This is a genomic window from Gemmatimonadota bacterium (assembly GCA_026387915.1).
GTDB lineage: Bacteria > Gemmatimonadota > Gemmatimonadetes > Gemmatimonadales > Gemmatimonadaceae > Fen-1231.
The window spans coordinates 1-11,641 of record JAPLKS010000006.1 but is presented as its reverse complement, the minus strand read 5'-3'; the positions used below and the strand labels follow the sequence as shown (position 1 = coordinate 11,641).

The following is an 11,641-nucleotide window of genomic DNA, read 5'->3' as shown; positions in this document are numbered from 1 at the left end:
TCCCCAGTCGTCAGTAAGTGATGTTGAGGCGCAGCATGAGGTACATCGGCGGAGAGGTCGCGGCCACGTTCTGTGCGGCGGCTGAGCCAAGGTCGGCCGAGCTGCCGTACGAACTTTCCGGATCCGTCCCGTCATACGACGTCTTCCAGAGCGCGACATTGCGGACCGACAGACTGATCCGCGCCGACGAACCACGCATGAGCTGACGCACGAGCGTCTCGTCCAGCGTATAGCTGGCCGTGATCTCGCGCAGACGCGTGAAGCTCATATCCTGATTGTAGACCGACGTGACCCCTTGCTTCACCGCAATGCCACGAGCCTGAACGGCCAACGGCGCGTTCATCCGCTGCAAGTCGCCGCACCCAATGGCCACAAGACAGGGAAGCATCAACTCAAGGTTCGCAATACGGCCACCCGCGCGACGATCGGCGAGCGCCGAGAGACGCAGACGGTGACTGAACAGTTCCACCCCCGTCGACACGGACACCTGCGTGGGCGGATTGAAGGGGCCAAGGAATACCTGATTCGCTGCGGTCGAGATGGTCACCTCACCGCGCGAGAGCAGCCCGTCATTGTTAGCATCTGCGTACGTCAGGATGCGCCCGTACGCCGAGCCCACCGGATAGCCGACGCTCGCACTCGCAAACGGAGCGGCAATAATGCCACCGAGCGAAACAACCTTGTTGGCGTTGTACGAACCGGCATACGTCACATCCCAGCCGAGGTCGCGCCGATCAATCAGCTGCGCGTGCAGGCTGTACTCCACACCGGAGTTTTGCACGCCGCCGAGATTGGCCAGATAACCGCTCACGCCTGCAGACGGCGCCACTGGCTGATTGATGAGGGCGTCGTTCGTGTTCTTCTTGTAGTACGTGAGTTCGATGTTGGCACGGCCACCGAACAGCTTGGCATCGATACCAGCCTCAACTTCGCTCGTGCGCTCCGGCCGGAGGTTCGGATTGCCTGGATTGGAAACCGCCAAACCTGCCACCGCCGCATTACCGAAGTTCACCGTGGCGCTCGTGTACGTCCGCAACGCCGCCGTCGCGCCAGGCTGCACGCCCGACGCACCGAACGACGTACGCACCCGGAGCTGCTCTAGGTACTTCATGTGCGGGAAGAACGATTCGTCCGACAATATCCACGACACCGACGCCTTGGGATAATAGACGCCAGCGTAGTTGACACCGAACGCGCTGTTTTTGTCCGATCGCACCGCAACCGTGAAATACAGACGGTCGCGCAACGCCAACTGCTCTTCGATGAACATACCGAGCGTCTTCGACGGCACGCTGCTCGCTGTGACCGAGAAGATCGTGCCCTGACTCGGCAGTTCGCCGCCGGGCACCAACTGCGTGCCGCGCGCCGACGTGATGTTGCGCGAGTTGACGACGTACTGCGTTCCGACCGTCGACCGGAGCTGCGCCCACGGGCGCAGTTGCCATGTCCCGGTGGCGCCGAGGTTCGACGTGAAGTTCACGTGCGTCGTGCGGGTGTCGCCGGAGGAGCCGAGCAGGTTCGTGCCGCCCGTCGGGCCTTCGCCGAAGCGTTGGAGCGTATAGTCGTCCTGATTCGCCATATCGTAGCCCACGTCGCCGCGCACCTGCAGCCAGTTCATTGGCCGCCAGTTGACGGTGGAGCTTCCGACGAAACGCACCACGTTCTGCGACGACACAAACTGAAAGACTTCGCCCGGCGTCATGGCCGCGTAGCCAAAGAGCGGCTCGCCGGCCGCGCCAACGCCGCTGTACCCAGGGCCGGTGCGGTAGCCAGGGCCGAACGTCATCTGCTGCACATAACTCGCCACATTGCCGTTTTCACTCTGCGGAAAACGCTGGTCGAGCGAGGTGAGCCCAGCCGACACCGACACATCGAGGTGCGGCGTGATCGCAACATCGACATTTGAGCGCAACGACAGCTGCTGCAGATTATTCGGCCGGAGCATATTCGGCCGGATCTGTACGCCGAGCGAGTCAAACCGCTGCTTGTCCACTGCGGGGAGACCCACCGGACCGGTCTCTTCGTTCATATCGGCACTGATGAAGTAGCGCACCTGTTCGCTGCCGCCGGAAACCTGCCCGCCAACCAGACGACGTGAGCCGTACTTGATGGTGGTCGTCGCGGGGTTCTTCCACAGGTTGAGCACGGTCGCGCTGTCCAGCAAGCACGACCCTTCGGCGATGTCGTACGTGAAGCAACGCTTCTGCGCCGTGGCGCCGGGCGAATGCCCGAGGAGCGAATACGTCGCCGGATAGTTGTTGCGGTCGTCGAGACGCCCTTGCTCCGTGTGGAATGCAAAGACCGGCTTCCCGGCGCGGCCACGCTTGGTGGTGATCACGATCACGCCGTTCGCGGCATCCGTGCCATAGAGGGTGGCGGCGGAGGGACCCTTCACGACTTCAATACTCTCGATTTCTTCGGGATTGATGTCGTTGGCGCGACTCGGCACCGTACCGCCGCCCGTGCCGTTGCCGCTCGAGGTGCTCGTCATACGCACCCCATCAATGATGTAGATCGGATCGTTCGCCAGCGCCAAAGAACTCTGGCCGCGAATACGGATGCGGCTCGTGCCGCCCGTGAGCCCCGCGGTCGAGACCTGCACGCCAGGCATCTGCGCCGACAGCAGGTCGCCGATGTTCTTGACCGGCGTTTCGGCGATGCGCGCGGACGCTTCAATGGTCGAGACCGCGTTGCCGAGTTCGATGCGGCGTTGCGCGCCCGTCGCTGTCATGACGACAGCTTGGAGCGACGTTGCCGCTGCCTCAAGGGCAAAGTCGGCGGTGACGGTTTGGTTATCGGCCACCGTCACTGTCTTCTTCGCGGACACGTAGCCGATGCGTCGTGTCGTGATGGTCTGTGCTCCCGACGCCACCGACGCAATACGGTAGGAACCGTCCGAACCCGTCACGACTCCGGCGCTGGAGCCCTCAACCTGAACCGCCACGCCGACAATCGGCGCACCCGATCCCTTGTCCGTGACCTTCCCGCTCACTCCTCCGGCGGGCCGGTTCGTTTGCGCGCCTGCGGCAGAGACTCCCGCCAGCACTGCGAGAGCGACTGCGAATCCGCGTGCGCGTCGATTAATGCCGTATCCCATTTAACGTCTCCTGACGATGGTGCATCCGTGATTGAGACCAATCTCGAGTTCACTGTGCAGCGATTCCCACCTGCGACGCTCGTAATACAGGCACAGACAAGGCGACCGGCTGGATACCCCCAAATCGGAGAGCGCAGCGCCGCTCATCTATGCCGGAACTGAGTCCACTTCGACAATCATTTCGACTTCAACGGGGATGTCGAACGGCAACTCATTCGCCCCAACGGCACTCCGGGCGTGACGCCCCGCGTCTCCAAACACCTCAACCATGAGGTCGGAAACGCCATTCACCACCGCCGGTTGCCTCGTGAAGCCGGGAGCGCTATTCACCCACGCCATCAGCTTCACGATCCGGCGCACGCGGTCGAGCGATCCGAGTTCCGCGCGTAGCACCGCAAGCGCGTTCAATCCGGCGAGCCGAGCGGCCTGATAGCCCTCGTCCTCGGAGAGGCTCCCGCCCACCTTGCCCGTCATCACAGGCTTTCCATTCGCTATCGGTCCCTGTCCCGCGAGGTAGATCAGGTTCCCCGTTCGCACCGCCGGTACATAGTTGGCGGCTGGCGGAGAGGCGTTCGGCAGCGTGATGCCAGCCGCAAGGAGAAACGCCTCAGGCGAATGCGCGGGCGTAGCAGGAACGAGGTCGCGAGGCATGGGGATCACCCTGTTTCGAGGTGTTATTGTTGGCGGCGCCGCACGCGCCATCACCAACGGGAAACCGCACAGCTGGCGTTTCGCCCCCAAATCAGAGCGACGCACCGATTGACAGCGCCTTACCAAAACGGCATTATCCGCGCGTGATCCCTCTCACGCGTCCATTGGCCATCCCGACTCAACCTGAGACGGATGTTGCGGTAGCGGAGCGTGTGCGCGCGGGCGATGCGGCGGCCTTTGAGTTGGTCTTTCGCACGCATTGGGAAGCGCTCTACCAGTACGCTTTTCGGCTCCTGCGTACCCGAGAGGCCGCCGAAGAAGCCGCGCAGGAAGTCTTCATGCGCGTGTGGCGAAACCACGCCACCTGGAGCCCTCAGAGTTCCGTACGTGCGTACCTGCTCTACGCGGTGCGCAACGTGAGCCTCAATAGGATTGAGCACGACCGGACGACCACACGGTTCATGGAACGAGCGGCGATCGAGTTCGCGTCCGTACCATTAGAAGAACCGAACTACGACGATCTCGAGGTCTCGGATATCGATCGTGCCCTGGCCACGTCGCTCGCGGAGATGCCGAAAAAACGCCGGGTCATCTGCGAAATGCGACTCGTCGACGGGTTCAGCTACGCCGAAATCGCACAGCGCCTGCAGATCGCGCCCAAGACTGTTGAGACACAACTCGCGCGCGGCTTGAAGTTCCTTCGGCAGCGTATGCGCCTGCTGTTGGGGTAGTCCCGTGACCTCGCTCGAACACGCACGCCGGCTCGCTCCGGTCTCCCTCCGCGGCGGCTCCCCTTGGGGGAGAATCGTACCCCGCCCTGTCCTCACTTTGAGTCACAGGACCTCGGAGACCTCGCAGTGCTGATCGATACACCTGAGGAAGGCTTTCCTCACGACGAACACATCTGGCTGCTGCTGGATCGCTATCTTGACGGCGATTCGACGGCGGTTGATGCCGTGCACGAGTGGCTCGCGGGCGACCCAGCTCGGCTCGACGTCCTGAACGACCTGCGCACCATCCGCGAAGCGGCGGCCGTACGAGTCACACCGCAGCACGTCGATGCCGCGTGGGACCGGTTCCGCGCTGAGGTGAACGCGTCGACCGCGCCTGATCTACTCCCGTCCGCGTTGACCATTCATGCGGAGCGCAACGGTCTTCTCGGTGCGCACCGCCAAGCACCGGCGCGTCGTTGGCGTGACGTGAGCGTACGCGCGGCTACCGTTGTTCTCCTCGCTGGTTCGGCGTGGTGGGCGCGACTTGAGCTTGGGATGCCGGGCACAGGATCAGGCCCGCAACCGCAAATCTTTGTGTCGACCGCAGAGGCGCGCACGGACATCCGTCTGACCGACGGAACCCGAGTCACGCTCGCACCGGAGAGCCGGCTCGTCGTGCCGGTCGGATTCGACCGCACCACGCGTGAGGTCACGCTGGACGGCCGTGGATATTTTGAAGTGGAACACCGGAACACGCTCCCATTCATTGTGCACGTCAAGAACGTGATGGTCCGCGACTTCGGCACCAAGTTCGTCGTGCGGGGTTACTCGGCTGATACCGCGGTGCATGTGCTCGTGACCGAGGGAAAGGCGACCGTGCGTTCCGAACTCGAAGTTGCGATGCCCGGCGACATGCTCGAGAAAGGAATGGAAGCCACCCTCAACGCGACTGGTGCCACGAGCGTGCGCGTTGGGGTCGATACCGCGCAGGCGTTGGACTGGCGCATGGACTTCCTCGAAGCCACTACCCCGCGGCACGGTGACACCGTACGCTCGGGCAACGCCTTCTTCCGACCCAGCCGGTGACGGATAGCAGCACCGGAACACCCCAATTAAAGCGTGCGCTCACCCTCGTCGATGTCGTATCGATAGGCGTTGGCTCAGCGGTGGGCGTGTCCATTTTCTCTGTGATGGCACCAGCCGCAACGGTCGCCGGTTCGGGAATGCTGCTCGCCTTTGCTATCGCCGCCGTCCCCATGATTGTGTTCGCCGTAGTCTACGGATTCATGGGCTCCGCGGTACCACGATCCGGCGCCTCATTCGACTGGCCAACGCGGTTCGTGCATCCGTTTGTCGGTTTCATGATCGCGTGGCTGCGAATTCTGGCGAACGTCGGCGCCATGACACTACTGACACTCGTGCTCGTGAACTACGCGTCACGCGTTGTCGCACTGCCACGTGTGCCGACTATGATCGCGCTACTGTTCCTGTTTTATCTGGCGAATCTCCTCGGCGTTCGCTTCGCCGCTAGCGTGGAGCGGATTCTCGTGGCGTTCAAGTTGATTGCGTTCGCGACGTTTGTAGTCGTCGGCGCGACCTCCGTGCATACCGCGAATCTCCAGCCGGTGCTCGGCACCGGTACCGGCGGGCTGTTCGCCGTATTGCCCATTCTGATGGCCCTGTACATGGGCCTCGAGAGTGCGACGGAGGTCGGCGAGGAAATCATCGACAGCACGGCCGTGATCGCACGCGGACTCGGCGTCGCGCTCATCGTGACCATCGTAGTGTACCTCAGCGTATCAGGCGTAGCGCTCGGAGCGCTCGGCGCCACCGCACTTGGAACCAGCGACGCCCCGCTCTTCGACGCGGGCGCGGTGTTTCTCGGTCGCTGGAACACGCCGCTAATTCTCGTCGCAGCCGTCGCGTCCATCGGCACATCCATCAACGCCATCTACATCACCTTCGCACGCTTTTTGTTTGCAATGGGACGCGATGGCGTATTCCCCGCCGCGCTCGCGAAGATTCATCCGCGTTGGTCGACGCCGCATGTGGCGATCACCGCGGTATTCGTGCTTGCCGTGATTGGCCTGTTACTGCCGACGAGTCTCGTGTTCCTTTTTCTCGCCGTCACGATTCCCACATTGCTGAAGTACATCAGCACCTGCTGGTCGGCGTGGCGTCTGGTGGACCAGCATCCTGCGCTGCACGCGGCGGCACACTTCCGGTTGAGCCGGAGAGCCGTAAAACTCTGGTCTGCCGCCGGCATTGTGTTCGGCGTGCTGATTATTGCCGCCGGTGCGGGTGCCGACCGTCGGCTCTACGCGGTGCTCGCGGTCTGGATTGCCGCCGGATGCGTCTACTGGGTGATGCTCGGCGATCGCGCGAGCCGGAGCATGCGCGCGCTCCGTATGCGAGACACGCTGCGATAAGTTCGCCGCGGCCAATCTGCCGCGATCCGTCTGCTCGGGGTGGTGCACCGATGCATCGCGCCGCCGTACGCCGTCCCATTCTTTCGGCCACTCCCATGCGCTCCCTCACTCGCCGTGCGATCGTTGCCATTTCACTGGCACTCGCCAGCAGACGCGCGTTGGCCGCGCCACGACAAAGCGATTCGCAGAAGCCACCGAAGCCGGCCTCGTCGCAAATCCAGATTACGCTGCAGCCGGAACGAGACCCCGTAGGAAATGTGGCGGCCATCAACGTACGCTACGTCATTACGGATACGGGCACATCCATCCGCGAATTTCGCGCGGCGGTGGTGCTTAATAACCTGCCGGGCATCGCCGACCGCATGGAACAGTTCCGTGTCACGGACCGCGCGGGGAACGTTCCGCTCACCGTCGTCGACGACTCGCCCGACTCCACGGCCACGGGATTCATGCGCCATTGGCGCGTGGGTCGCGCGCTCGCCCTCCCGGTGGAAGTGCGCTACCGCGCGGTGGTCGCGCCACGGAGATTTCGCGCTGGGCCGCCAATGGATCTTCGCACATTCGCAGGCGGCGTGAGTGGCCGAGGCCCCGGCTTTCTCGCGTTGCCCGACGACAACCGCACCTACCACATCGTGCTCCACTGGGACCTCACCCTGCTCGGCGCGGGAGCGATCGGTGCGTCTAGCCTCGCTGACGGTGACGCTGATACGGAAGGCCCACTCAGCCTGCTCAATGCCACCTTCTTTATGGCTGGGCAGCTCGGCCGCTATCCCGTGGGTGGCAATACCGGAGCGTTTAGCGCGTACTGGGCAGGCGAGTCGCCGAGTCTGCAGATGCAGGACGACATGCAGTGGTCATCTCGTGCGTATGATGCCCTGAGCCGTTTTTTCGGCGACACGGCCGTTCGCCCGTACCGTCTCTTCCTGCGCGTGTTGCCTGAAACAACAACGTCAGGTGGCAACGCCGGCTATCGCTCGTTCATGATTCAAGTGCCGTTGCATCCTCCCGTGCGGCCCGCAGGAGCGGCGCCAAGTCTTCGTGGAGTTCTTGCGCACGAAATGATTCACGGATGGGCTGGCGGCCCCGGCGGCGGCCAGTGGTCTACGGAAGGGCTCACCACATTTTACACAGCGTACGTGCAGCTTCGGACCGGGCTGCAACCTGTTGAAGAGTTCGTGCGCGACGTCAATCGCATTTCCCGCGACTACTACGCCAACCCGTACCGCAACGCGTCGGGGGAAGCCGCCGCTGCCGCATTCTGGGCTGACAAGAATGGCGAAGTGCTCCCGTACAATCGCGGCGCGCTGTACTTCTTTGATCTCGACGACAAACTCCGCAAAGCGACGGGCGGGCGCCGGACACTCGCGCAGGAAATGTTCGACCTCAACCGGCGCCGGAGCGGCGGTGAAAACGTCACTGTACAGACCTGGATTGAAACGTTAAGGCGCGAGCTCGGCACCTCCGCCGCGGCAGACTTTGACTCGATTATTGTGCGAGGCACCAAGACCGTCGTGCTTGCACCGGATGCTTTTGGGCCGTGTTTCGAACGGCGAATCGAAAAGCATGTTCGCCCTGACTTCGCGTTTGATCGCCGAGTGCCGGAGGCGCGCACCGTCGTGAGTCTCGTGCCCGGTTCGGCCGCGTCGATCGCGGGGCTGCGTAACGGGGATGTGGTACTCACTCCGCTTGCCGTTGAAGTGCTTACGAGTCCAGAGGCGAGGAAGCTCGCGCTGGACATTACGCGCAATGGTATGCCGCTCAACATACAGTTCTTGCGCTCACCGGCGCTGGTGGATGTATACCTTTGGTCTCGCGTGCCCGGTGTCGATGAGCGAGTGTGCCGCGGTAGTTAGCGTCGGTATTTTGCAGTCACAGCCTCAGAGAGGAACCCGAATGCCGCGATTGCCCCGCACGCTCGCCGGATCGCTTGTGGCGACCGTTATCTCCGCCGCGACCACATGGAATAGCGCGATCGCCATGCCCGTGCCCACTCCACAGCAGCAGGCGCCAATCGTGATCCCCGTCATCACGACGCCCAAAGGATCAGGCGCCGCTGAGCAGAAGAAGCACGGGAGCAAAGACGGCATCCGCATCGTCGTCAGTTTCGACGGACTCGGCGTTGGCTTCACCGGACCGCAAGGCACCACCACGCTCCGCAATCCGTCGGACAACAGCGTGGCCGTGGGTCCCGATCACATTGTTCAGATTGTGAATTCGCGCATGGCGATCTTCACCAAGAAAGGTAAACGCTACGATTCCACCGGCGTGGTGCTATACGGCCCCGTAGCGACGAACACCATCTTCAAAAACTTCACCGGCCCCTGCGAGTCGCGACTCAGCGGCGACGCCGTGGTGCGCTACGATCAACTGGCCAAGCGTTGGTTGTTCGTGCTGCCAATCTTTCAGCGCGGCGCCGTGCGCCCTGATCAGATCGAGGCATCAAAAGTCGGTGACCCCGCGCAGCTAAGTGTGCCAGGCGTTGCGGGGCAACCGGGCGGCGCGGCCGCACTCTTTGTGCCGCCTCCCCCGCCACCGGTGGATCCCAACGCGCCGGCCGCGCAGCCCGGGCGTGGACGCGCCGGGGCTGCTGCGCCCGCCGCTCCGGCGCCGGGTCAGCCGCAGGGCCAATACTCGATGTGCTACGCGGTCAGCGAAACGGCCGATCCGATGGGTGCATACTTCCGCTACGAATTTCTGCGCCCGCTCTTCCCCGACTACCCGCGCCCCGCCGTGTGGCCCGACGGCTACTACGTGCCCACCAGCACGAGCGATGATCGCATCTCAGAGTCAGTGGCAACGCAGAAGCATGCCTGCGTCGCCGATCGCGCGCGGATGCTCAAAGGCGAGCCGGCCACGGAGCAGTGCCTCATCATTGAAAATGTGAATTTTCTCAATAACGCGGATGTAGACGGTACGAGACTCCCCCCCGCTGGAGCACCGAACATCATGATGGCCGCCGGTGGCCGGCAACTCGACAAGAACTTCGAGGACCAGATCATTAACGTGTGGCAGTTCCACGTGGACTGGACTGATCCATCCAAAACGAAAGCGACTGGCCCATCCGCGATCCCGGTGGCGCCGTATCACTACCTCTGCGATGGCCAGCTCAGCAACTGCGTGCCGCAGCAAGGCACCGATCGTCGACTCGATTCGCAGGGCGACAAACTCATGGCGCGCCTCGCATACCGCAACGTGAATGGGCACGAGTCGATTGTCGCCACACACTCGGTGAACACCACCGCCGGTGCCGGCGGCGTGCGATGGTACGAGTTCCGGGTCGCCGGCAAAAGTCGCGCGGTCACGCTGCATCAGCAGGGCACCTTCGCTCCGGACAGCTCGTATCGCTGGATGGGCAGCGCCGCGATGGACAAACTTGGCAATATGCTCATCGGCTACTCGCACGGCGGGCTCGGCATCTACGCCGGCCAGCGCGCGGCGGGGCGACTCGCGGGCGATAAAACGGGAACGCTCTCGCTGCGCGAAGTGCGTCTCGCGGAAGGTGCGGCGCCGCAGACCACTACGCTCCGCTGGGAGGACTACACGCAGACCGGCGTGGATCCGAGCGATGACTGCACGATTTGGTATGTGGGGGACTATTTCAAGAAGGATGCAACGAGCTATTCGAGTCGGATTGGGGCGTTTCGAATACGCGGGTGTAAATAGCGCATCGGAGAACAGGAAAAACAACAACGCCCCACCGGCATCTGCCGGTGGGGCGTTGTGTTCGTATCAGCGGATGATCGAAGCGTGAACCTCGGACCGCGCGCACTTCGGCCGCACGTCGCCCGATCATCGACGCCATCGAAACCGCTACTTCTTGTCGAACACCTCCACATTCTTGTACTCCTTGCCGGCCGCGTTCGTCCCCGAGCTGGTCCCAGTCAGCGTCTTGCCGTCTTTCGAGACCACTCGGCGCGTGTGAATGACCACCTTGTCGCCCCGCTTCTGTGTGGACTCGGTGGTGTTCGCATCGATGCGTTTCACCATGATGGCATCCGAATCGGCACCACCGGTCATCGGCGCATACTTACCGTCGAAGTGGACGGTGAAGGTGGTGGACACGGCCTTCCCCGTAGCGTCCACGCCCTTCGAGGTAAACGTGTAGCCGTTCTCGACGGCAGTGTAGCTCCGCGTAGAACTCTTCGGTGCCGTGCCGAGACTGTAGGTCGACTTCGCGACGTTCAGCACCCACGTTCCAATCACGGGGTCGCTCGCCTGCGCCCGCGCGACGCTCGCCGCACCGAGCGTCGCGATCATCGTGCCGAGCAATAGCACTCGCGTCTGCATCCGCATCCTGCCATCCTTCCCCACTTCAGCCGGGGGGCATGAGAGTTTTGGCGAGGACTATTCAGGCACCGCCATCGCTCTGGGACAGCTAGAGTGGAGTGTTCTTGCCGAATCCGCAAGCTCGTGATGCGCTGCGACCGGCGCGCTCGACGTAGCTACAGCGTTCCCAGGCACGTGACGAATGGACGGCGGTGGTGCCGCGTCCTCCCGCCTGTCCGGATTCGGATCGATCACTGGCGCCTTGGCCCAAGTCCCGTATCTTCGCAAAGTGCACCTCATCGCCCTCGGCCTAGCCTCGACGACGTGCGGTGCCGGCTGCCTCCGCTGAGATGCACTGGGTTCGGTAGACAGGGAGTTAAGCTACTGCCGCCCGCTCGAAGTTGATCGGGCTCTTGTTGCCGAGGGTCGAGTGCCTCCGGGTGGGATTGTAGAAGCGCTCGATGTAGTCGAAGATGTCGGCCCGC

General features: G+C 63.0%; 8 protein-coding genes. 5 read left to right on the top strand and 3 right to left on the bottom strand.

From position 1 onward, the window contains the following. Positions 1-10: 10 nt before the first annotated feature. Positions 11-3,097, bottom strand: a complete 3,087-nt coding sequence (locus NTZ43_02295; GenBank protein MCX5766041.1) for a SusC/RagA family TonB-linked outer membrane protein — start codon at positions 3,095-3,097, stop codon at positions 11-13. Between the two features lie 147 nt (positions 3,098-3,244). Next, positions 3,245-3,748, bottom strand: coding sequence for a RidA family protein (locus NTZ43_02290; GenBank protein ID MCX5766040.1), 504 nt, complete (start codon positions 3,746-3,748; stop codon positions 3,245-3,247). 164 nt (positions 3,749-3,912) lie between these two features. Between NTZ43_02290 and NTZ43_02285 the strand changes: the two genes are divergently transcribed. From NTZ43_02285 to NTZ43_02265, 5 genes are all read left to right on the top strand, one after another. Next, the gene (locus NTZ43_02285; GenBank protein MCX5766039.1) at positions 3,913-4,479 is read left to right on the top strand and encodes an RNA polymerase sigma-70 factor; all 567 of its coding nucleotides are present in this window, start codon (positions 3,913-3,915) and stop codon (positions 4,477-4,479) included. 126 nt (positions 4,480-4,605) lie between these two features. Beyond that, entirely contained in the window at positions 4,606-5,547 is a 942-nt protein-coding gene (locus NTZ43_02280; protein MCX5766038.1) for a FecR domain-containing protein, read from the top strand. Next, the gene (locus NTZ43_02275) at positions 5,544-6,890 is read left to right on the top strand and encodes an amino acid permease (protein MCX5766037.1); all 1,347 of its coding nucleotides are present in this window, start codon (positions 5,544-5,546) and stop codon (positions 6,888-6,890) included. The genes NTZ43_02280 and NTZ43_02275 overlap by 4 nt, the downstream gene beginning before the upstream one ends. Positions 6,891-6,985: 95 nt before the next feature. Further along, positions 6,986-8,743 carry a hypothetical protein gene (locus NTZ43_02270; GenBank protein ID MCX5766036.1) on the top strand — a complete coding sequence of 586 codons (1,758 nt, stop codon included), beginning with the start codon at positions 6,986-6,988 and terminating at the stop codon, positions 8,741-8,743. 40 nt (positions 8,744-8,783) lie between these two features. Next, positions 8,784-10,553, top strand: a complete 1,770-nt coding sequence (locus NTZ43_02265) for a hypothetical protein (GenBank protein ID MCX5766035.1) — start codon at positions 8,784-8,786, stop codon at positions 10,551-10,553. 147 nt (positions 10,554-10,700) lie between these two features. Here the strand turns inward: NTZ43_02265 and NTZ43_02260 are convergent, their stop codons facing one another. Next, positions 10,701-11,183 (bottom strand): hypothetical protein, encoded by a 483-nt coding sequence (locus NTZ43_02260; protein MCX5766034.1) that lies wholly within the window; start codon positions 11,181-11,183, stop codon positions 10,701-10,703. Positions 11,184-11,641: the final 458 nt, after the last annotated feature.

What these genes read in the sequence shown, in the direction of transcription:
- NTZ43_02295 (MCX5766041.1), bottom strand. Translation starts at nt 3,097, where the DNA reads ATGGGATACGGCATTAATCGACGCGCACGCGGATTCGCAGTCGCTCTC.
- NTZ43_02290 (MCX5766040.1), bottom strand. Translation starts at nt 3,748, where the DNA reads ATGCCTCGCGACCTCGTTCCTGCTACGCCCGCGCATTCGCCTGAGGCG.
- NTZ43_02270 (MCX5766036.1), top strand. Translation starts at nt 6,986, where the DNA reads ATGCGCTCCCTCACTCGCCGTGCGATCGTTGCCATTTCACTGGCACTC.
- NTZ43_02265 (MCX5766035.1), top strand. Translation starts at nt 8,784, where the DNA reads ATGCCGCGATTGCCCCGCACGCTCGCCGGATCGCTTGTGGCGACCGTT.
- NTZ43_02260 (MCX5766034.1), bottom strand. Translation starts at nt 11,183, where the DNA reads ATGCGGATGCAGACGCGAGTGCTATTGCTCGGCACGATGATCGCGACG.